This window comes from Ignavibacteriota bacterium, from assembly GCA_016708125.1.
Lineage (GTDB): Bacteria > Bacteroidota > Ignavibacteria > Ignavibacteriales > Melioribacteraceae.
Map to the genome: position 1 here is coordinate 3621312 of JADJGF010000001.1, position 21655 is coordinate 3642966.

The 21655-nt window shown below is 30.2% G+C and carries 22 protein-coding genes; 11 read left to right on the forward strand and 11 right to left on the reverse strand.

Annotated elements, in window-relative coordinates; genetic code table 11:
* Positions 1–144: 144 nt before the first annotated feature.
* The gene (locus tag IPH62_15710; protein ID MBK7106720.1) at positions 145–1191 is read right to left on the reverse strand and encodes an endonuclease; all 1047 of its coding nucleotides are present in this window, start codon (positions 1189–1191) and stop codon (positions 145–147) included.
* An 87-nt stretch (positions 1192–1278) separates the two neighbouring features.
* On the opposite strand from IPH62_15710, the gene polA reads away from it, so the two are divergent.
* Entirely contained in the window at positions 1279–4038 is a 2760-nt protein-coding gene (polA, locus tag IPH62_15715; GenBank protein ID MBK7106721.1) for a DNA polymerase I, read from the forward strand.
* A 37-nt stretch (positions 4039–4075) separates the two neighbouring features.
* Here polA and IPH62_15720 read toward each other — a convergent pair whose 3' ends face one another.
* The 4 genes from IPH62_15720 to IPH62_15735 are packed head-to-tail and all read right to left on the reverse strand — an operon-like array spanning position 4076 to position 7334.
* On the reverse strand, positions 4076–5014 hold the full coding sequence (locus IPH62_15720; protein MBK7106722.1) for a hypothetical protein: 939 nt from the start codon (positions 5012–5014) through the stop codon (positions 4076–4078).
* A 31-nt stretch (positions 5015–5045) separates the two neighbouring features.
* Positions 5046–5336, reverse strand: a complete 291-nt coding sequence (locus IPH62_15725) for a DUF1330 domain-containing protein (protein ID MBK7106723.1) — start codon at positions 5334–5336, stop codon at positions 5046–5048.
* Between the two features lie 13 nt (positions 5337–5349).
* The gene (locus IPH62_15730; protein MBK7106724.1) at positions 5350–5772 is read right to left on the reverse strand and encodes a DUF3788 family protein; all 423 of its coding nucleotides are present in this window, start codon (positions 5770–5772) and stop codon (positions 5350–5352) included.
* Positions 5773–5801: 29 nt separating this feature from the next.
* Positions 5802–7334 carry an aldehyde dehydrogenase family protein gene (locus IPH62_15735; protein ID MBK7106725.1) on the reverse strand — a complete coding sequence of 511 codons (1533 nt, stop codon included), beginning with the start codon at positions 7332–7334 and terminating at the stop codon, positions 5802–5804.
* Between the two features lie 197 nt (positions 7335–7531).
* Here IPH62_15735 and rsmI point away from each other — a divergent pair, with 197 nt between their 5' ends.
* The 8 genes from rsmI to IPH62_15775 all read left to right on the forward strand — a co-directional run bounded on the left by rsmI (position 7532) and on the right by IPH62_15775 (position 14358).
* Complete coding sequence (gene rsmI, locus IPH62_15740; GenBank protein ID MBK7106726.1) at positions 7532–8215, forward strand: 16S rRNA (cytidine(1402)-2'-O)-methyltransferase; 684 nt, start codon at positions 7532–7534, stop codon at positions 8213–8215.
* Positions 8216–8353: 138 nt separating this feature from the next.
* A complete protein-coding gene (lysW, locus tag IPH62_15745; protein MBK7106727.1) occupies positions 8354–8518 on the forward strand; it encodes a lysine biosynthesis protein LysW in 165 nt (54 codons plus the stop codon).
* On the forward strand, positions 8519–9688 hold the full coding sequence (locus IPH62_15750; protein ID MBK7106728.1) for a 2-isopropylmalate synthase: 1170 nt from the start codon (positions 8519–8521) through the stop codon (positions 9686–9688).
* Positions 9689–9757: 69 nt separating this feature from the next.
* Positions 9758–10603, forward strand: coding sequence for a lysine biosynthesis protein LysX (gene lysX / locus IPH62_15755; GenBank protein ID MBK7106729.1), 846 nt, complete (start codon positions 9758–9760; stop codon positions 10601–10603).
* Position 10604: 1 nt separating this feature from the next.
* A complete protein-coding gene (locus tag IPH62_15760) occupies positions 10605–11651 on the forward strand; it encodes an N-acetyl-gamma-glutamyl-phosphate reductase (protein ID MBK7106730.1) in 1047 nt (348 codons plus the stop codon).
* A gap of 126 nt (positions 11652–11777) precedes the next feature.
* A complete protein-coding gene (locus tag IPH62_15765) occupies positions 11778–12416 on the forward strand; it encodes a hypothetical protein (protein ID MBK7106731.1) in 639 nt (212 codons plus the stop codon).
* Entirely contained in the window at positions 12416–13207 is a 792-nt protein-coding gene (locus IPH62_15770) for a [LysW]-aminoadipate kinase (protein ID MBK7106732.1), read from the forward strand. The genes IPH62_15765 and IPH62_15770 overlap by 1 nt, the downstream gene beginning before the upstream one ends.
* On the forward strand, positions 13204–14358 hold the full coding sequence (locus IPH62_15775) for an acetylornithine/succinylornithine family transaminase (protein MBK7106733.1): 1155 nt from the start codon (positions 13204–13206) through the stop codon (positions 14356–14358). Before IPH62_15770 ends, IPH62_15775 begins: the two co-directional genes overlap by 4 nt.
* A gap of 5 nt (positions 14359–14363) precedes the next feature.
* Here the strand turns inward: IPH62_15775 and IPH62_15780 are convergent, their stop codons facing one another.
* The 6 genes from IPH62_15780 to IPH62_15805 are packed head-to-tail and all read right to left on the reverse strand — an operon-like array spanning position 14364 to position 19230.
* A complete protein-coding gene (locus IPH62_15780) occupies positions 14364–15035 on the reverse strand; it encodes a glycosyltransferase family 2 protein (GenBank protein ID MBK7106734.1) in 672 nt (223 codons plus the stop codon).
* The gene (locus IPH62_15785) at positions 15010–15831 is read right to left on the reverse strand and encodes a TIGR00159 family protein (GenBank protein MBK7106735.1); all 822 of its coding nucleotides are present in this window, start codon (positions 15829–15831) and stop codon (positions 15010–15012) included. Before IPH62_15785 ends, IPH62_15780 begins: the two co-directional genes overlap by 26 nt.
* A complete protein-coding gene (gene folP / locus IPH62_15790) occupies positions 15824–16666 on the reverse strand; it encodes a dihydropteroate synthase (GenBank protein ID MBK7106736.1) in 843 nt (280 codons plus the stop codon). Before folP ends, IPH62_15785 begins: the two co-directional genes overlap by 8 nt.
* A 6-nt stretch (positions 16667–16672) precedes the next feature.
* The gene (gene nagA / locus IPH62_15795; GenBank protein ID MBK7106737.1) at positions 16673–17836 is read right to left on the reverse strand and encodes an N-acetylglucosamine-6-phosphate deacetylase; all 1164 of its coding nucleotides are present in this window, start codon (positions 17834–17836) and stop codon (positions 16673–16675) included.
* Between the two features lie 3 nt (positions 17837–17839).
* Positions 17840–18496: a ribulose-phosphate 3-epimerase gene (locus IPH62_15800; protein MBK7106738.1), complete on the reverse strand. Its 657-nt coding sequence runs from the start codon at positions 18494–18496 to the stop codon at positions 17840–17842.
* A gap of 2 nt (positions 18497–18498) precedes the next feature.
* Entirely contained in the window at positions 18499–19230 is a 732-nt protein-coding gene (locus IPH62_15805) for a PASTA domain-containing protein (GenBank protein MBK7106739.1), read from the reverse strand.
* Positions 19231–19361: 131 nt separating this feature from the next.
* Here IPH62_15805 and IPH62_15810 point away from each other — a divergent pair, with 131 nt between their 5' ends.
* Together IPH62_15810 and nagB are read left to right on the forward strand one after the other, a co-directional pair.
* Positions 19362–20864, forward strand: coding sequence for a peptide MFS transporter (locus IPH62_15810; GenBank protein ID MBK7106740.1), 1503 nt, complete (start codon positions 19362–19364; stop codon positions 20862–20864).
* 19 nt (positions 20865–20883) lie between these two features.
* Positions 20884–21648: a glucosamine-6-phosphate deaminase gene (nagB, locus tag IPH62_15815; protein ID MBK7106741.1), complete on the forward strand. Its 765-nt coding sequence runs from the start codon at positions 20884–20886 to the stop codon at positions 21646–21648.
* Positions 21649–21655 lie beyond the last annotated feature (7 nt).

A 21655-nucleotide genomic window follows, 5' to 3' on the forward strand; every position in this document is an offset into this window, starting at 1 on the left:
AGAACTTTCCTCCAATATTATTTTTATTGTACTTTAATTTAATTGCAAAATTAAGTTGGTTAACATTAAGTATTTAGTAAAAAAAAGTCAATAAGTAAATTTAAGCGTTGTTTTAATTGAATAAAAGACAATTTTCTCTCAAAATTATTTTTTTACAAAAAATTTTGCTCCAACAGGAAAATGATCGCTATATCCGCCTAAATATTTTTTCCCGCCGTAAGTTGGAAATGGATCGCCTTTATACTTACCTTCCTTTTCAATTATAAATTCCGGATTTATTATTTCAAAACTATCACAATTATATTCAGAGTTTTTGAAATCAAAGAATCCCTTTGAAATAATTATTTGATCAAGCATATTCCAATGATCTCTAAATTTATAACTTCCTTCACCTTTTTGAAAGCGATTGTAAGCTAAATTATATAAGAAATTTTCAGAATTATTTTCATTGCAATTTACTTTAACAGCACCAATAACTTTACTTATAGAGTGGTTTGATGGCAAATCATTAAAGTCTCCAATAACAATAATATTTGAATTTTCATTTTCGACTTTTATTTCATTTATAACTTCAATCAGTGTTTCTGCGGCATCTATTCTAAATTTTTCGGTTTCTTTCAATCCTTCTCTTCTGCTTGGCCAATGATTTACAAAAACGTGAATTAGTTCTTCAGTCATTTTAAGTTTAAGAGTTGTATGCAAAATATCTCGCGAAGATTTTTTTTCGTCAAACTTAATTTTAATGGATTCAGAATTTTGCAAATCAAATTTTTCCGAATTATATATTAGAGCATTATCAATTCCTCTGCCGTCTGGAGATTCGGAATGTGCAATTTTATATTTTGAATTATCTAAATATTTATCGACTAATATTTCCATTACAAATTTATTTTCAACTTCTTCAAATCCTAAAATATCTGGACCATTTCCATTATTCATATAATTTATAACTTTTGCCAAATTTTTCATTTTGGTGTTTAACTTTTCTTCGTTCCAATTAATTTCACTTTCCGGCAAAAACCATTCATCATTTTTTTTTGGATCATCAACGGTATCAAATAAATTTTCAACATTCCAATTCGCGACAAAAAATTCATTGTTTGGTTGAGCAATTGATTTTGAATTCTGTGAACAAGAATTGCAAATAAAAATTGCAAAAAGTATAAAAAGGGTTTTCAGATATTTTTTCATATTCCACAAATTTTAGTTATTGTTATAAAGAATTTATATTTTGAGGGAATAAAATAACTATAAAATTTTAGAAAGTATTGGAATAAAATGGCAAAGAAAAAATTTGTAATTATAGATGCAATGGCAATTACTTATAAAGCATATTTTGCTTTTATGAGCAGACCTTTGCAAACCTCAAGCGGTGAACCAACTTCGGCGGTTTACGGATTTATTACTCAACTATTGAGAATAATTGAAGAAACCAAACCGGATTATCTCGCAGTTGCAACTGATTCAAAAGAAAAAACTTTTAGACACGAAATGTTTGATGGTTACAAGGCAAGTCGTGCGTCTATGCCCGAAGATATGATTCCGCAAATTCATAGAATAAAAGAAATTATTTCCGCATTTAATATTCCGCTTTATATAAAACCCGGATTTGAAGCGGATGATATTATTGGAACTGCTGTAAAATTAGCTGAGCAAAATAATTTGGAATCTTTTGCCGTAACTCCCGATAAAGATTATATTCAATTAGTTTCCGAAAATATTAAACTTATAAAAACCGGAAAATCAAATGATGAACTTATAATTACGGATTTTGAAAAAGTTGTAAATGAATTAGGATTTGAACCAAAATTTATGGTTGATTATTTGGCATTAATTGGTGATTCATCTGATGATATTCCCGGTGTTGCTGGAATTGGTCCAAAATCAGCTCAGCCACTAATACAAAAGTTTGGTCACCTTGAAAATATTTATGATAACTTGGATAATATTGATAAGCCGGCAATTAAAAATAAACTTGAGCAAAATAGAGAAAACGCATTTCTCTCAAAAAAATTGGCAACAATTGTAACAAATGTTGAAATGGATTTTGATTTCGAAACAAAAATTAAAAATCCGGATTTTGAAAAATTGCAATCAATTTTTAATGAATTAGAATTTAAAACACTTTTAGAAAAAGTTAAAAAAATATATAATTCTCAATCTGATGAACAAACTGAAGAAATTCCAACCGAGAAAAAAGTTTTTGAAAAAGAGAAAGTAAATTATCATTTAATTACAACGATAAAAGGCGCAGAAAATCTTGCATCACTTCTAGAAAAAAGTGATGAATTTATTTTTGATACAGAAACAGATTCACTTGATACAATTGATTTAAACATTGCAGGAGCTTCATTTTGTTTGAATCAAGGTGAAGCATATTTTATTGCAATTAATCCAAATTTAAAAAATACTTCACTTTTTGAATATAACTTAAGTAATAGATTAGATGTGGAAGTTTTTATAAAAATATTTAAACCTATTTTTGAGAATGAATCGATAAAGAAAATTTGTCAAAACGGAAAATATGATTTAAGCGTTTTAAAACGTTACGAAATTAATCTTAAAGGATTTTATTTTGATACAATGCTGGCAAGTTATTTACTCGATCCGGATCAGAAACATGGAATGGATGCACTTTCTGAAAAATATTTAAATTATGAACCAATTCATCTCAAAGATTTGTATGATGTTAAAAAAGATCCAACTCAAATATTTTCTGTTGAGCCGGAAAAACTTAATGAGTATGCAAGTGAAGATGCGGATGTAACTTTTCAGCTTTATGCAAAGTTTAAGAATGAACTTAAAAATAATGATTTGGAAGAATTAGCATATAGTATTGAATTTCCGCTTGTTCCAGTATTAGAAAAAATGGAAAGAACCGGAGTTAGAATTGATAAAAAAGGTTTAAATGAATTCAGTATTGATTTGGAAAAAATGATTTCTAAATCAACGGAAAATATTTACAATTTTGCCGGTGAAACTTTTAATATAAATTCAACAAAACAACTTCAGTCACTTCTTTTTGATAAATTAAAACTTAAGCCTACAAAGAAAACAAAAACCGGATTTTCGACTGATGCAAAATCTTTAGAGCTTCTTCAAGGCGAACATGAAATTGTTGACGAACTTTTAAATTATCGTCAATTATCAAAGTTAAAATCAACTTATGCAGATTCACTTCCTAAATTAATTCATCCGCTAACTGGGAAAGTTCATACTACATATAGTCAAACTGTTGCTTCAACCGGAAGACTTTCAAGTTTAAATCCTAACTTGCAGAATATTCCAATCAGATCCGAACTTGGTAAGGAAATAAGAAAAGCATTTATTCCAACTGATGAAAATTATTTAATTCTTAGTGCGGATTATAGCCAAATTGAATTAAGAATTATGGCGCATCTAAGCAAAGATGAAGCTTTAATTGATGCGTTTGAAAAAGGTGAAGATATTCACAGAGCAACTGCTGCTTTAGTTTTTTCTGTAAAACCGGAAGATGTAACTTCGGATATGAGAAGAAAAGCAAAAGAAGTAAATTTTGGAATTTTATACGGAATCGGAGCCTTCGGATTGGCTGGAAGATTGGGAATTCCGAGAAGTCATGCTCAAGAAGTTATTGATACATATTTCAATACTTTTAAAAATGTAAAAGGAATGATGGATAGTTTAATTGAAGAAGCAAAGAAAAATAGTTTTGCTAAAACAATTATTGGAAGAAGAAGATTTTTGAGAAATATAAATTCAAGTAATAGTGTTGTTAGAAAGTTTGAAGAAAGAGTTGCGATAAATATGCCGATTCAAGGAACTGCCGCAGATTTAATAAAATTGGCAATGATAAACATTCATAATGAATTGGAAAAAAGAAAAACAAAAACTAAAATGATTTTACAAGTTCACGATGAGTTACTTTTTGATATTCACAAAAATGAAGTCGATGAATTGCGACCAATAATTAAAAATATTATGGAAACTTCTATGAAATTTAATGTGCCGATTATCGTCGATACCGGAGTTGGTGAAAACTGGTTAGAAGCTCATTGATTAAACTAATATTGATGATTTTATCTGTGTTCTATTTTTAAGAAAATTTATTGTAAAAATTTAAAATACGAAGAGCCCTCAGCGTATTCCAGCGACTCGGCTCCCCAACTTTTTCCATTTCAAAATAAGTTTCACCTTTGTGATTTTGTTGAAGTAACCATTTGCCGTCTTTTCTTTTTTTCTTAATTATTATATCAATTGCATCTTTCATTCTATCATCATATTCAACTTTTGCAAAATAAAAATAATCCAAACATCTTAAAATATCGTAATACCATCTTGGTGGATATGAGAAACTTAAAAATTGTTTTTTAATTATTTCTCCAGTGCGGTGAGATTTGAATAATTTGTGCAATAGAATAAATTCAATTGATTCTTTTTCGGCTTTTAGTAATTCATCTAATCTATATTTGTATCCATTGTTTTTGTATTCTAAAATTCCTTCAAGAACAGAAAGTGTTGTGTGGAGAGAGCTATGTATTGCTCCTATTCTATTTGAATGGCAATTGAATCCACCATCATTCATTTTTTCAGTTAATAAAAAATCAACTATAGATTTTAATTCTTCTTCAGGCAACTTAAAATAAGAAGCATAATTCAGAAACATTCCACAGATACAAACATCACTTTTTTGCATAGTTTTAGCCGGATTAATTCCTCCATCAGTTCCTTTTTGATGTTTGAGAATAGATAAAATTATTTTTTGAACTGATTTTATATTTTGCGAAATACTTAAATTTTTAAGTTCTAGAAGTGTGTAATGTGTTGATGTCCATTTAGGCTGATAAAATCCTTGTCCCCAATGCCCGTCTTTATTTTGCAGCGAAAGATACTTTTTGCCCCAGCCTTCTTTAGAAATTCTATTTCGTAAATCCGGATTTTCTGTATTTAATAAATCCCTATAAACTTGATATTGAATAGAAACATCACCTTTTAGAAGCCAATTAATAATATCATTATCATCATTCGTTTTCATATCGGATCTGTAAAATTTTAAATTCTTCTTATTAGAAATCCCCTTTCACTAAAATTGTATCACACTCAGAAGCGTTTAATCTATATTTAAGAATATTCTGATATTCGTGTGAAAAATACCAATCATCAAAATCTTGTTTTGAATCAAATTGAATTAAAACACATTTTGTATAATTCCACTTCCCTTCCAATATTATTGGATTTTCATCAACTGAAATATACTTCCCATTAAAATTTGAAAAAATATTATCAACTTCATCTAAATATTTTTGATATTCTTTTTCATCATTAATTTTAATATTTGCAATAAAATAGTAACTCAATTTTCTAAAAGTTTTATTTAATTTTTTGTTTAAGTTCAATAAGTGATTTTACATTTTCAATATCTTTTTTCTTTGAAAATATTATACTAATTGCTCTAATTTTTCCAAACCTTTGTCCGTTTGTATATTGATTTTTAAGATCGTTATCAATCTTAGTATTTAGTATTTCTGCTTCAGCTTTTTCGCCAAAATAAAATGTAATTCTAAATGTTTTTTGATAAAGAGAAAGCCAAAATATTGTTTTAGCTTTCTTTGTAACTTTCATTAACCAGCTTTTCCCATCGTTATAATATCTCCATTCGGAATTAATTTCTGGAAATTCTGAAGAGATCATAGAAAATAAATTTTCCCATAAATTTTTCTTATTCCCAATGATTGAAAAAATTAAATCATCAGTTGGATAAATATTTTTATCAAATAGAATTTGTTTTTCCATTTTCAATCCGATTTTTAACTTTTAACTAACTAGATTTCAAATTTGATACCTTGCGCTAATGGCAAAGTTTTTCCGTAGTTAATTGTATTTGTTTGTCGTCTCATATAAGCTTTCCAAGAATCTGAGCCGGATTCACGTCCGCCGCCGGTTTCTTTTTCACCGCCGAAAGCTCCGCCAATTTCAGCTCCGGAAGTTCCAATATTTACATTTGCAATTCCGCAATCTGAACCGGAAGCCGATAAGAATATTTCTGCTTCTTGTAAATTGTTTGTAAAAATTGCAGAAGACAAACCTTGCACAACACCATTGTGTAATTCAATTGCATTTTCAACCGAACCTTTATATTTGATTAAATATAAAATTGGAGCAAAAGTTTCTTCTTGAACAATTTTAAAATGATTTTCAGCTTCAACAATTGCAGGTTTAACATAACATCCCGATTTAAATCCTTGTCCTTGTAAAACTTCTCCGCCAAAAATAATTTTTCCGCCTTCTTTCTTTGCAAGATTTAAAGCATTTGTAAAATCAGCAACAGCAGATTTGTCAATTAATGGTCCAACATGATTTTTCTCATCTAAAGGATTTCCAATTTTCAAACTTCTGAATGCTTTTAATAATGAAGATTTCATTTGATCATAAATTGATTCATGTACGATCAATCGACGAGTAGTTGTGCATCTTTGTCCGGCTGTTCCAACTGCGCCAAAAACAATTGCCGGCAAAGCAATTTTCAAATCAGCTTCTGGTGTTAAGATAATTGCATTATTTCCGCCAAGTTCCAAAATTGATTTTCCAAATCTTTTAGAAATAACTTCTGCGCCGTGTCTTCCAACATGAGTTGAACCCGTTATTGAAATCAAAGGAACTTTATGATCATTTAACATTTTTTCACCAACTGAAGAACCTTTACCAATTACTAAAGTAAATAATCCTTCCGGTAAATTATTTTCTTTGATTACTTCTCCAACAATATTTTGAACTGCAATTGCCGAAAGCGGAACTTTTGACGAAGGTTTCCAAAGATTTGTATCTCCGCAAACTGTTGCCAGCATTGCATTCCAAGCCCAAACTGCTACGGGAAAATTAAATGCGGAAATTGTTCCAACAACTCCAAGCGGATGATATTGATCATACATTCTATGATTTGGTCTTTCTGACTTCATTGTAAATCCATAAAGCTGTCGTGACTGGCCAACTGCAAAATCACAAATGTCAATCATTTCTTGAACTTCACCCAAACCCTCTTGCAAAGATTTTCCCATTTCATATGAAACTAAATGTCCAAGCGGACTTTTATATTTTCTGAATTTATCGCCAAGTTGTCTTACAATTTCTCCTCTTTTAGGAGCCGGAATATTTCTCCATTCAAGAAATGCTTTATGAGAAATTTGAGAAACTTTTTCATAATCTTCAATAGATGCTTGATAAACCGAGGCAATAAATTTTCCATCAACTGGTGAAAATATTTTCAACTCACCTTGATTTTTTGTTGTATTCCATTTTAATCCGGTTGAAGAGCCGAAATTATTTTTTTTAATTCCAAGTTTTTTTAAGAAATCCATATCACACCTTAATTATTTTATATTTTATAAATGATAAATTAGTAAGAATTTTTCGAAATGGCTTAAAATTTATTTTAATTTTTCATTCAACTATTTTGATTGTTTCAGTAAAATAATTTATTTTGAATTGCACTAAAAATAAAAGGATATCACTACTTGCAAATTAACGGCTCCAATGGAGCCGTTAATGTTTAAATATGGATCAAGGCAAATTATATATAGTTGCAACGCCAATCGGAAATCTTGATGATATTACTTTACGCGCAATAGAAACTTTAAAAATGGTTGATTTTATTATTTGCGAAGATACTAGAACTACTAAAATACTTTTGGATAGAGTTAATATTTCTAAGGAATTAATTTCATTTAATGCGCAATCTGAAATAAAAAAAATTGATTACGTAATCAACAGAATTATCAATGGTGAAAATTGTGCATTGGTTTCCGATGCTGGAACTCCGTGTATTTCGGATCCCGGCGTTAGATTAGTAAATTCGGCAATAAAAAATGAAATATTAATTTCCGGAATCCCGGGAGCAAACGCTGCAATACTTGCTTTAAGCATTTCCGGATTACCAACTGATGCATTTATTTTCGAAGGTTTTCTCCCTCAAAAAAAAGGTCGTCAAAAAAAACTTCTCCAACTCTCAAATGAAGAACGAACAATTGTACTTTATGAATCGATGTATAGGATTGAAAAATTATTAAAAGAATTAAATGAATATATGCCTAACAGATTTATTGTTATTCAAAGAGAACTCACAAAAAAATTTGAAGAAAGCTGGCGGGGTTTACCAAGTGAAATTTTATTACAATTGCCAAATAAAATTATTAAAGGTGAATTTGTAATAATTATTTCTCCACTAAATTGGAAGTTTTGAATATTCATTCACTTTTATATTGATTATTTTAAAAATATTTCTTTATAATTCCGCTATTAAATAAAGTGCTTTGTTATTTTCTTCTGATGTATATAACTTTGCACAATTTTTTACACTTATATCATAAGGAATAAAAAAATGTCAGAATGTCCAGTTTGCGGCGCAGAAATTATTTTAGAACGCGGAACCGTTAAAGGGGAATTAATTCAATGTAATGATTGCGGCACCGAGCTTGAAGTTGTAAGCGTTAAGCCCGTAATTGTTACCGAAGCTCCACAAGAAGAAGAAGACTGGGGACAATAATTGCTTCAAATACTTGATACAACTTTAAGAGAAGGAGAACAAACTCCCGGAGTCTATTTTAATCGTCATATAAAACTTGCAATAGCAAGAATGTTGGATGAAATTGGAATTGACATAATTGAAACCGGACATCCGGCAGTAACTTCTGAAATATATGATTCAGTTAAAACAATTTCTCATAGTGGTTTTAAATCTATTATTGGTGCTCACTCAAGATCAATAAAAAGTGATGTTGAGTTAGCACTTGATTGTGGCGTTAATTTTCTCGGAATATTTTATTGTGTTTCCGATGAAAGATTAGACACTGTTTTCAAAAAAGATTTGGATGAAGCAATCAGTCAAATTACGTCGGTAATATCATTTGCAAAATCTCAAAATCCAAATTTGTTAATTCGATACACCCCGGAAGATACGGTTCGCTCACAATTTGAAAATGTAATTAAAGCTGCTAAAGCTGCTGTAATTGCCGGAGCAGATATTATTTCGGTTGCCGATACCACCGGTTTTATGGTTCCCGGAACTGACAGAAATATGTTTGATTACATTTCAAGATTGAAAAAAGAATTAGCTGTGAGTAATTTATTTCCTAAAATTGCAGTTCATTGTCATAATGATAGAGGCTTTGCACTTGCTAATGCACTTGATGCATTCAGAGCCGGTGCAGAAATTATTGATGCTTCTGTATTAGGATTAGGTGAAAGAGCCGGAATTGTTGATCTTGCCCAACTTTTAGTTGTATTATCTGCTGATTACAATATCAACAAATGGGATCTAAAAAAACTTGATGAACTTTACCAATTTGTAAGTAAGCATTCGGGAATTCCCATACCGGTACATTTTCCGGTAATGGGAAAAAATGCGTTTACACATTGCGCCGGAGTTCATACTCACGCTGCTTCGGTTAATCCTACTCATTATGAAAGTTTAAGTCCGGATTTACTTGGGAAAGAAAGACATTTTTCTCTTGATCATATGTCCGGAATTGCTTCATTAAAATATGCATTCAAATTATTAGATATCAATGATATAGATTTAGAAATTCAGACTGCCGTATTGAATGAAGTCAAATCGTTAGGACAAAAAGGTAAAGTTGTAGAACTAAATGAACTTCCTCATATTGTTGAATTTACAATACAAAATTATAAACATAACCAAATCAAGGCTAAGTGATTTCGCTTAGTCTTTTCAGTATTTATCCAAATAACTAATTGAAAAGAACTAAATTAAGGGAAAACCGAAATGGAAATTGGCTTTTTACATTCTGTGATGAGAAAAGATGAAAAACTTCTTATTGATGAATTTAGCAAAAGAAAAAATGTTAATCTCACAATGATCGATGATAGAGAATTAAAGTTTGACCTTAAAAAAAATAAGTTCCCATTTGATGCAGTTATTGAAAGATCAATAAATCATTCACGAGCTTTGCACGCATTGAGATTATTTGAGAGTGCCGGAATTAAATGTGTAAATTCTTTCAAAGTGGCTTCAATCTGCGGCGATAAATTATTAACCTCAACAGCTTTACAAGATTTCGGAATACCACAGCCGAATGTAAGAATTGCTTTTACTGAGGAATCTGCTTTAGCAGCAATTGAAGAAATGGGCTATCCGGTTGTACTAAAACCGGCTGTTGGTTCGTGGGGCAGACTTTTATCAAAAGTAAATGATCGTGATGCTGCAGAATCTATACTTGAACATAAAACTGTACTTGGCTCTTATCATCATTCAATATTTTATATTCAAGAATATGTTGAGAAAAAAGGTAGAGATATTAGAAGCTTTGTTGTTGGTGATCAATGCATTGCTGCAATTTATAGAACTTCCCCACACTGGATTACAAATACTGCTCGAGGTGGAGTTGCAACAAAATGTGAAGTTACAAATGAAATTGTAGAACTATCTCTAAAAGCTGCGAAAGCCGTCGGCGGCGGAGTTGTGGCATTAGATATTTTTGAAACTTCAGAAGGTTTTCAAGTGAATGAAGTAAATTATACAATGGAATTTAAAAATAGTATTTCAACAACCGGTGTAAACATTCCAGAACATATTGTTGATTATGTAATTAAAGTTGCACAAGGAAATTAAAATGGACAAAATTAAAGTTTCGGTTGCCGGTGCTTCCGGATATACCGGCGGAGAATTATTGCGTTTACTATTATTCCATCCAAATGTTGAAATTTTTCAAGTTACTTCAGAAAGTAATTATGGAAAACTTATTTCAAAAGTTCATCCAAATTTACGCGGAATAACTAATCTAAAATTTACTGGATTAGCAGATTTAGAAAAATGTGATTTGCTTTTTCTGTGCTTGCCGCATGGTTCATCGATGAAAAGTATGGAAAAGTTTATGAACATTTCAGATAAAATAATTGATTTATCCGGCGATTTCAGATTAAAGAATAAAGATGATTATATCAAATGGTATAAAGAGGATCATACGAAACCGGAATTGCTTGAAAAATTTATTTACGGAATTCCCGAACTTCATCGTGAAGAAATGAAAAATGCAAATTACATTTCAAGTGCCGGATGTAATGCAACAACAACAATATTAGCACTTTATCCACTTTTCAAAAATAATTTGATTTATGAAACCCAAACAGTTGTAGAAGTTAAAGTTGGATCAAGTGAAGGCGGAAAAAAATCTTCGCCATCATCTCATCATCCAGAAAGAAGCGGCTCTTTAAGATCATATAAACCAACTTCTCACAGACACGTTGCCGAAATGCTTCAAGAACTTTCTTTAGGGAAAAAAATTGAAATTCATTTTTCAGCAACAACAACGGATTTGGTCAGAGGAATTTTAGCTACAAGTCATGTTTTCTTAAAAGATGATTTGGATGAAAAAGAAATTTGGAAAGTTTACAGAAAAGAATATTCAGAAGAACCTTTTATTAGAATTGTAAAAGAGAAAGAAGGCAATTACAGATTTCCGGAGCCAAAATTACTTTACGGAACAAATTATTGCGATATTGGTTTTGAGAAAGATCCTTTTTCAAATAGATTAGTTGTAATAAGTGCAATTGATAATTTAATGAAAGGTGCAGCCGGACAAGCTCTACAAGCATTTAATTTAATGTTTGGATTTAATGAAAAAACCGGTCTAGAATTTCCTGGATTACTTCCAATTTAATTTAAATTATTTTTCTTGCTCTTAATCTTTATCTTAAACTTAATCTATTTTTAATTCGTATTTTTTAATAACATTAAAAAAGATTAATTGCAGATTAAGAGTAAGATTAATAAAAATAAAAAAACAATGTGCAGATTATTATTTGTAAAATCAGATTCGGATTTTGAAATATCATACCATCTTGAAAAATTTGCTGAAGTTTGTAAATCAAGCAAAGAATTTCAAGGTCATGGTTGGGGCTGCAGTTATTTGAATGAAGAAAATGATTGGCAGCACTACAAAACTATAAATCCAATTTGGGAAGATGATTTCGCAAAATTTGAAACTACAAACCGGTTAATCGTACATGCCAGAAGCGCTTTTGAAGATAAAGATATTTTTATTGAAAACAACATGCCGTTTTATGATGATGAATTTATTTTTATTTTTAACGGTGAATTGAGAGGTGTAAAAATTAATTCTGAAGGTAGAATCGGCGCAGAAAAAATCTTTAATTTCATAAAAAGATTTCATAATTATGATATGAAAAAGGCAATTGAAAAAGGAACCGAAATAATTGTTAAAAAATCAAATTACATTCGAGCTATGAATATAATAATTGCAGATAAAGAAAATGCTTACGTATCTTCCCTTTTCAATGTAGATCAAGATTATTTTCAAATGTCATATAAAAAAACAAATGATGAATTAATTATTTGTTCTCAAAATTATATTGGCGAAAATGATTGGACAAAAATCAATAATAAAAGTTTAGAGGTTTTTTAATGTACATTGTTAAAATTGGCGGCGGCAAAGATTTAAATTTGCAAGGAATAATAAACGATTTAGCTAATATAAAAGAAAAATTTATAATTGTTCATGGAGCAAATGCTTTAAGAGATGAGATTGCTGAAAAATTAAATAAACCTAAAAATGTTATAACTTCTGCCTCCGGTTATTCAAGTGTATTTACTGATGAAGAATCATTAGATATTATGATTATGGCTTATGCTGGTTTAAAAAATAAACGTATTGTTGAAATGTGTCAGCAAGTTGGAATAAATGCTATTGGGCTTTCCGGAATTGACGGAAAAGTAATTCAAGGAAAAAGAAATAGCGGAATTAGAATTAAAGAAAGTGGGAAATTAAAAATTGTTCACGATTTTTCCGGTAAACCAAAAACTAGTAATACTTCGTTATTAAATTTATTATTGAATAATGGATATATTCCGGTTTTGTCTGTTCCAATAATTGATGAAAATAATTTCGCAATAAATTCTGAAAATGATGACATAGTCGCTGTTTTAAAAAATGATTTGAATGCAGATAAAATTATTCAGCTTATTGAAGCTCCCGGATTTTTAGAAGACCCAAAAGATCCAAATTCTTTGGTTAAAAATATTTCGAAAGATGAATTGGAAAGAAGAGAAAATCAAGTTGAAGGAAGGATGAAAAGAAAAATTTTAGCTTTTAGAAAACTTTTTGAAAAAGGCGATGCAACAATTTATATTGGTGATGGAAGAACCGAAACTCCAATAACAGACGCTATAAACGGAAAAGGAACTATAATAAAATGAGTATTTACAAAGAATTAATTGATAAATATGAAGTAAATGTTTATCCCAAAAGAGACGTTGTAATTGTTAAAGGAAAAGATGCAAAACTTTGGGATGAGAACGGCAAAGAATTTATTGATTGTGCAGCTGGGATTGGTGTTGCAACAATTGGTCATTGCAATGAAAAAGTTGCTGAAGCAATTTCACTGCAAGCAAGAACTTTAATTACGAATCCCGCAATATTTTATAATGATAAGCGCGCCCAAGTCTTAGAAAAATTAATTTCAATTGCACCAAAAAATTTAACGAAAGCATTTTTAACTAATTCCGGTACAGAAGCAATTGAAGCAGCCATAAAATTTGCAAGAGTTTCAACCGGAAAAACAGATTTTATTACTGCGATGAAAGGATTTCACGGAAGGACTTTAGGAGCATTAAGCGGGACTTATAAATCAGAGTACAGAGAACCGTTTGAGCCTTTAGTTCCGGGGTTTTCCTTTGTTCCATTTAACAACTTGGAAAAAATTGAATCTGCAATTACTGAAAAAACTGCCGGAATAATTTTGGAAGTTGTTCAAGGCGAAGGCGGAATAAATATTGGGTCAAAAGAATATTTTAAAGGTGTAAGAAAAATTTGTGATGAAAATAATATTTTATTTATAGTTGATGAAATTCAATCCGGATTTTGCAGAACCGGTAAAATGTTTGCTTGTGAATATTTTGAAATTCAACCGGATATTTTAACTTTGGCAAAAGCTATTGCTGGAGGTTTCCCAATGGGTGCAGCATTATGTTCCAATAAAATTAATATTTCTGTTGGAAAACACGGAACAACTTTTGGCGGAAATCCACTTGCAGCAGCAGCTTCAATTTCAGCAATTGATTTTATGTTGGAAAATAATTTAGCTAAACAAGCTGAAGAAAAAGGTAAATATTTTATTTCAAAATTTGACGTAGAAAAATTATCTAAAGTTAGAGCAATTAGAAATCTTGGATTAATGATTGGAATTGAACTTAAAGAAAAAGTTCAACCGTATATTATTGAGCTAATGAATAAAGGAGTTTTGGCAATGCCCGCCGGAACAACTGTTTTGCGATTGCTTCCGCCAATTGTAATTAGTTATGAAGAATTAGAAAAAGTTTCAGAAATTTTAAATGAAATGTTGAAGTAAAATAATTATGTTTTTAGCAATACTTTAATGAATCCTAAAATAGTGGGAATTGCTTTCATTTTAGAATTATCATTTCCATAAATAGTTGGAATAAGGATAAAGCCTAATTTATATTTTTGTTTACAAAGTTTTACAATCATTTCACTTTCTGCTTCAAATCCGGTAAATTGCGGCAAAATATTTTCAAGTATATTTGTTTTAAAAGCTCTAAATCCGGATTGGCTATCTAAAATTTCCGTTCCGGTTTTCATACTCAATAATTTTGAAGTCAAATAATTGCTCAATCTTCTATGAATCGGCATTTTTGTTTTACTTATTTCCCTTTTCCCAATTATGCAATCATAATTTTCAATGTTATTCAAAAAATTTGTAATTTGTTTTGGATCGTGTTGAAGATCAGCATCTAAAGTAATTGTTATCAAAGTTTTTAATTCAATACTTTTCAAAAATCCTAATTTTAAAGCTGCACCTTTTCCTAAATTATTTTCATTTGAAATTAGAATAATTTTTTCGCTTTTAAGAATTTCTGATTGCCAATTATCTGTTGATCCGTCATTCACTAAAATTAACAAATCAACATAATTAATTGTTTCTGTAACTATTTTATTCAAAGTAGATTTTTCGTTGAAGAATGGAATAACAGCACAAACATTATTTTTGTTTTCTGAAATACTCAAATATATGTTTTACACCTTTGTCTTTTGATGAAATTGTACTTCTTACAATTTGATTTTTTAATCCTTCTTTAGATAAGCCGGAAATAAGTTTTCCCCTTTCTGCAATTGAAATACTTCCGGTTTCTTCCGAAACTATTATGCTAATAACATCTGCGTTTTCAGTAATTCCAATTCCGGCTCTGTGTCTCATTCCCAAATTTCTACCATCGATTGAAGTTCTTTCAGTAAGAGGCAATGTACAACGAGCTGCTTCAATATTATAATTGTTTATAATTACTGCTCCGTCATGAAGCGGACTTCTTGGAAAAAATATTGAACGAAGCATATTTTTGCTAAGTTTAGCATTAAGAATTTCTCCGCTTTCAATTACGCTTCTAAGTCCCGTTGATTTTAGGTAAACGATTAAAGCGCCATGCTGATGTTGAGCTAATTCAAATGCAGCTTCGGTTATTATATCAGCGGCAGAATTGATTTCATCATTTTTTACAAAAACATTAAACAATGGATTTTTACCGAGAATAACTAATAGTCTTCTAATTTCAGGTTGGAATAAAACGATAAAAGCTATTACCCAAATATCCGTAATTAAATTTAACAACCAGCCTAAAGCCCGCAAATTTATTGCTTGAGCAACAAATGAAAGAAATAAAATTATTACTAATCCAATGAAAATTTGTGCTGCAATTGTTCCTCTAATTTTTGTATAAAGTTTATAAATTATAAAGGATACAAGAATGATATCTATAAAATCAAGTAAAGTGAAAGGCAAGAATCCTATTTTAAATAATTCAAACATTGGTTAATTGTTTTGGGTTTTCTAAATAGTTAAAAATAGTTTTAAGTTCTACAGCATTTTTTACATTATGAGTTCTAATAATTTTTGCACCTTTTATTACTGAAAATGTTTCTGAAATTATTGTTGAATTTTCTCTTGAATCAATATCAACATTTAAAGATTTTCCAAGAAACGATTTTTTTGAAATTCCAACTAAAATTGGTTTGTTTAAGTTTAAAAACTTATTTAAGTTTTTTAGAATATCAAAATTATCTTCAATTCTTTTTCCAAAACCAATACCGGGATCAATTATAATTTTTTTAATCCCTTTTGAATTTAATTCAATAATTTTTTCTTTTAGAAAATCATATACTTCTCCAACAACATTATTGTAAAAAGGTTCGTTCTGCATATTTTGCGGTTTCCCTTTCATATGCATAAGAACATAAGGAATTTCACTTTCCTTAACAACTTCAAAAATTCTTGGATCAAAACTTCCGGCACTAATATCATTAACTAAATTTACGCCGCAATTTATTGCTTCTTTTGCTACTTCCGATTTTGTTGTATCAATGGAAATAAAAATATTTTTATCAATTTTTCTTATTTCTTCAATTACTGGAATTGCCCTAATTAACTCTTCGTTTGTTGAAATTATTTTTGCTCCCGGTCGAGTTGATTCACCGCCAATATCAATAATATCTGCTCCCAATTCTATCAAATTTAAAGCATGATTTACAGCAGAATTTTTATCGAAATATTTTCCTCCATCTGAAAATGAATCTGGTGTAACATTTACAATTCCCATAACTAAAGGGATTTTCGAACTTAATAAATAATCGTAAAAATCAATCATTTGAAATCAATTTTCCGCGGTATATCTAATTTCGCCATTCATAATTGTCATTTCTACATTAAGATCTTTATCTAAAACAACAAAATCTGCTGGTTTACCGCTTGCAATAATTCCGCTGTCTAATTTTATTACTTTTGCGGGATTTACAGTCGCCATTCTTACGGCTTCCGTTAATTTTGCTCCTGTTGTTTCATGAATATTTTTAATAGCTTTATTTAACGTAAGCGTGCTCCCAGCAATTGTCCCGTCTTCCATAACTGCTTTATTTCCAGTAAGGGTCACATTTTGATCAGAAAATTGTGTTTTCTCTCCTTCATGCATTCCACCTACTCTAATAGAATCCGTAATAAGAATTATTCCTTTTGAAGTTTTAGATTTGAGTAAAAATTCCATAGTTGCGGGATGAACATGATATGTATCAGCAATAAGTTGTAATTTTAGTTCATCTCTTAAAAGTGCAGCAATTGCAACTCCAGGATTTCTGTGATTTATCGGTTTCATCGCATTAAACATGTGTGTTACATGAGCCGCACCGTGATCAATTGCCAAATCAACTTGTTCATAACTTGCAGTTGAATGACCGATTGAACAAACAACACCATTAAACGAAGCTTCTCTAATTACATCCAAAGCTCCATCAAGTTCTGGAGAAATTGTCATCATTTTAATTAATCCTTGTGAAGCTTCCCACATTTCTTTGAAAGATTCTATCGAAGGCTTCCAAAGATAATTTTCGTTCATTGCACCTTTTAATTCCGGATTCAAATATGGACCTTCCATATGAATTCCGACAATATTTGTTTTTGGATTGGTTTTAATAAAACGAGCAATTCTATCTAAATCATCCAGAACGGCTTGTTTCGGTTTTGCATGCAAACTTGCTAAAATTGAAGTTGAACCTTTTGTGATAAAATATTCACTTATTTTTTTTATACTTTCATCCGATTCATCTGAAAATCCATAGCCTCCAGCTCCGCCGTGAACTAATAAATCAATAAATCCCGGGAAAATATATTTATTACTTACATCATGAATTTCAACATTCTTTGGAAGATCGATTTTATTTTCCGGTCCAATATGATAAATTCTTCCTTCTTTTGTAGTTATTATACCTTTTTTTAAAATTCTAAACGGAGTTACAATATCTCCGCCAATAAATGCTAATTCCATTTTTTAATCCAATAATAAATTTTTTAATTCAACAGTTGCTACAGTAATATCTTCATTTTTAAAAATTGCAGTTCCCGTAACAATTATATTGCATCCGGCATCTTTAACTTTTTTGATATTTTCTTTAGTTATTCCGCCGTCAACTTCAATTAGGTAATTAAAGTTATTTTGTTTTTTAAGATTATCTAAAAATTTTATTTTTTCTAAAGTGTAATCAATAAAAGTTTGCCCTCCGAAACCGGGATTTACAGACATAATTAATACCAAATCTACATTATGAATAATTGGTAAAATTGTTTCTATAGCTGTTGCCGGATTTATTGAAATTCCAGCTTTAACATTATGTTCTTTGATCTGCTGAATTACACGATCTAAATGCAGATTATTTTCTTGATGTACCGTAATTATATTTGCTCCGGCTTCTGCAAATTTAGAAATCATATTCTCCGGATTATTTATCATTAAATGCACATCAAGAGGAAGTTTGGTGATTTTTTTAACTGCAGAAATAATTAGAGGTCCAAAAGTAATATTTGGCACAAATTGTCCATCCATAATATCGCAGTGAATAAAATCAGCATTTCCTAATTCAACTGCTCTAATTTGTTGTGGTAATTTTGTAAAATCTGCTGCAAGAATTGAGGGAGCTAAGTAAGCCATTTTTAATCTTGATTTTTAGTAATAAATAAGTCTATAGAATCCCCAACTTCAATCAAAGTATTTTTACTTGGATATTGAGAAATTATTGTATTCGGTAAAAGATTTCTGGAAGCTTCATATGTTAAAATTCCAATTTCCAAAGAATTTTCTTCCAAAGTTGAAGTTGCTTCTTTTAAAGACATTCCTAACAAATCCGGAACTCTAACCATTCCTTTATTTGGACCAATGCTAACCATCAATTTAATATTTGATCCTTTTGAAAGATTAATTCCAGCCGAAGGATATTGTTCGACTATTGTATTTGCCGGAAGTTCAGATTTCACTTCTTCAATTTCGGAAATTTCAAATCCCATTCTTTCAATAGTAATTTGTGCATCTCTAACGGATTTTTCAAATAAATCCGGCATTCTCTTTAACGGATTTCCGCCACTAACATGTAAAACAATTCTTCTATTCTTTTTAACAAAACTTCCGGCATAAGGTTTTTGAAAAATTACATGATCTCTTGGAATTTTTTCACTGTATCTTGTAGTTTCAAAAGATGCGACCAAATCATTATCATCCAAAATTTCAGAAGCTTCTTCTTTTGATAATCCGATAACTTCCGGAACTTGAATTTCCTCACTTTTAACATACAAAGGCATAATTATAACATCTAAAATAAATGCCAAAATTGCTAAAATAGCTGCCGCAATTGCGGTAAAGGTTAATATTTTATTAAATGTTGCTTTCATTTGTTCAAATATATTAAATGGCTTTTTTTATAACAACTTATAATTTTTTATTCTTGGTAAAATATTGTAATTTTACTTTAATACCGACTTAAAAAAAACATTTATTTTATTTTATAAAATTAGGGGTGTACATGTTTAAAAATCATCCGAAAGGACTTCCAATATTGTTTTTTACCGAAATGTGGGAAAGATTTGGCTTCTATACTATGATTGCAATATTTGTTTTTTATCTTCAAGAAAATTTTGGCTGGGATCAAGCAACTGTTACAAATATATATGGAATTTTTATGGCTGGAGTTTATTTTACTCCAATAATTGGCGGATGGGTTGCTGATAATGTTTTGGGTTATGGTAAAACTATTATAATTGGGGCTATTACAATGGGAATTGGTTATGCATTAATGTCAATTCCAACAAATAATCCTTATCTGGTTTTTGGCGGTTTAGCAGTAATTGCAATTGGTAACGGATTTTTTAAAGCAAATATTTCGGTAATGGTCGGAAATTTATATAAACATTCAGAATCATCTTTAAAAGATGCGGGATTTAATATCTTTTATATGGGAATAAATGTTGGTGCATTTTACGCTCCTTTTGCAGCTGCTGGAATAAAAAACTTTTTAATTGAAAATTTTGGAGCAACTTTGGCACAAGGATATAATGCCGGATTTGCAATTGCTTCAATCGGAATGATATTTTCACTTTTGATTTTCACAATATTTAGAAGTTATTACAAAGATGCGGATTACCAATCAAAAAATGTCTCAAATGCAAGTAAGGATTTAGTTCTTACAAAAAAACAAGAAAAAGATAGAATTATAGCACTTCTAACAATTTTTGGAATTGTTATTTTTTTCTGGATGGCGTTTCATCAAAATGGAGCTGCACTTTCTCTTTTTGCAAGAGATTACACACACCAAGTTGTAGGAAAGTTTACTTACTTATTATTTGATGTAATTAGTCTGCATGCAATTTTATTTGTGTTTTTTGGAATAAGTTCTTTGATGAAAAAAGATTCTACTTCAAAATCAAAAAGTATTGGTTTTGGCTTAACGGCGGTTGGTATTGCAACATTAATTTATAAAATTTCTACTGTTGAAGAAACCGGCACAATATCTCCAGAACAATTTCAAGCTTTCAATCCAATGTTTATTGTTTTGATTACGCCACTTATTGTAAAATACTTTTCCGATTTAAATAAAAAAGGTAAAGAACCGTCTTCTCCCGCAAAAATAGGAATTGGAATGTTAATTACCGCAATTGCTTATTTTGTAATGTTATTTGCAGCTTTAGGATTAGCTCCTGTTCATTCATTAAATGGAAGTACTTCGCCAATTACAGTAAGTCCATTTTATTTAATTTCAACATATTTTTTATTAACATTTGCGGAATTGCATTTAAGTCCAATGGGACTTTCATTTGTTTCTAAAGTTGCCCCTCCCAAAATGAAAGGATTGCTAATGGGCGGATGGTTTGGCGCAACTGCTGTTGGAAATTATCTTGCCGGATTTGTGGGAAGATTCTATCAAGAATGGGAATTATGGCAATTCTTCTTAATATTAATTGTCTGTGCTTTGTTAGCAGCGTTAATGATTGTCTTCACATTAAAAAAATTAAAACAAGCTACATCATAAATTTTAAGGAATAAATAAAATGTTAGTAATTATCAAAAATGATTATGAATTATTAAGCCAGGAAGCTGCAAAAGTAATTGCAGATAGATTGAAGAAGAAACCAAATTTAGTTCTTGGACTTGCGACTGGCAGCACACCATTAGGTCTGTACAAAGAATTAATAAGGATGCACAAATATGAAGGATTAGATTTTTCAAAAGTAGTTACTTTTAATTTGGATGAATATATTGGACTTCCGCCTTCTCACGATCAAAGTTATCATTATTTTATGCAAAAGAATTTTTTCTCAGAAATAAATTTGGATCCAAGATTTATTCATGTTCCGCAAGGAATGGCAAATGATGTAAAACAATTTTGCAATTGGTATGAAGAAAGAATTAAAAGCTTTGGCGGGATTGATATTCAAGTTTTAGGAATTGGTGCCAATGGGCATATTGCCTTCAATGAACCCGGTTCATCACTTGGATCAAGAACACGTATAAAAACACTAACTCCTACAACAAGAGATGACAATAAAAGATTTTTTGAAAAAGGTGAAGACGTTCCGAAATATGCAATAACTATGGGTGTTGGAACAATTATGGATGCAAAAGAATTATTATTAGTTGCATCAGGTCAATCAAAAGCTGAAGCAATTAGAGCTTCTGTAGAGGGACCAATTACCGCAATGTGTCCAGCTTCAATAATTCAAATGCATAAAGAAGCATTTGTAATTATTGATAAATCAGCAGCATCTCGTTTAAGCGGAACATATGTTGACACTTGGGAATCACTTATTCTTTAATAAACTC

Bases quoted from the DNA above. Each gene is read 5' to 3' on its own strand.
- IPH62_15720 (MBK7106722.1), bottom strand. From the start codon at position 5,014: ATGAAAACGAATGATGATAATGATATTATTAATTGGCTTCTAAAAGGT.
- lysW (MBK7106727.1), top strand. From the start codon at position 8,354: ATGTCAGAATGTCCAGTTTGCGGCGCAGAAATTATTTTAGAACGCGGA.
- IPH62_15805 (MBK7106739.1), bottom strand. From the start codon at position 19,230: ATGAAAGCAACATTTAATAAAATATTAACCTTTACCGCAATTGCGGCA.
- nagB (MBK7106741.1), top strand. From the start codon at position 20,884: ATGTTAGTAATTATCAAAAATGATTATGAATTATTAAGCCAGGAAGCT.
- IPH62_15730 (MBK7106724.1), bottom strand. From the start codon at position 5,772: ATGGAAAAACAAATTCTATTTGATAAAAATATTTATCCAACTGATGAT.
- nagA (MBK7106737.1), bottom strand. From the start codon at position 17,836: ATGGAATTAGCATTTATTGGCGGAGATATTGTAACTCCGTTTAGAATT.
- IPH62_15760 (MBK7106730.1), top strand. From the start codon at position 10,605: ATGGACAAAATTAAAGTTTCGGTTGCCGGTGCTTCCGGATATACCGGC.
- IPH62_15800 (MBK7106738.1), bottom strand. From the start codon at position 18,496: ATGGCTTACTTAGCTCCCTCAATTCTTGCAGCAGATTTTACAAAATTA.
- IPH62_15735 (MBK7106725.1), bottom strand. From the start codon at position 7,334: ATGGATTTCTTAAAAAAACTTGGAATTAAAAAAAATAATTTCGGCTCT.
- polA (MBK7106721.1), top strand. From the start codon at position 1,279: ATGGCAAAGAAAAAATTTGTAATTATAGATGCAATGGCAATTACTTAT.
- IPH62_15770 (MBK7106732.1), top strand. From the start codon at position 12,416: ATGTACATTGTTAAAATTGGCGGCGGCAAAGATTTAAATTTGCAAGGA.
- IPH62_15785 (MBK7106735.1), bottom strand. From the start codon at position 15,831: ATGTTTGAATTATTTAAAATAGGATTCTTGCCTTTCACTTTACTTGAT.
- lysX (MBK7106729.1), top strand. From the start codon at position 9,758: ATGGAAATTGGCTTTTTACATTCTGTGATGAGAAAAGATGAAAAACTT.
- IPH62_15710 (MBK7106720.1), bottom strand. From the start codon at position 1,191: ATGAAAAAATATCTGAAAACCCTTTTTATACTTTTTGCAATTTTTATT.
- IPH62_15810 (MBK7106740.1), top strand. From the start codon at position 19,362: ATGTTTAAAAATCATCCGAAAGGACTTCCAATATTGTTTTTTACCGAA.
- IPH62_15775 (MBK7106733.1), top strand. From the start codon at position 13,204: ATGAGTATTTACAAAGAATTAATTGATAAATATGAAGTAAATGTTTAT.
- rsmI (MBK7106726.1), top strand. From the start codon at position 7,532: ATGGATCAAGGCAAATTATATATAGTTGCAACGCCAATCGGAAATCTT.
- IPH62_15765 (MBK7106731.1), top strand. From the start codon at position 11,778: ATGTGCAGATTATTATTTGTAAAATCAGATTCGGATTTTGAAATATCA.
- folP (MBK7106736.1), bottom strand. From the start codon at position 16,666: ATGATTGATTTTTACGATTATTTATTAAGTTCGAAAATCCCTTTAGTT.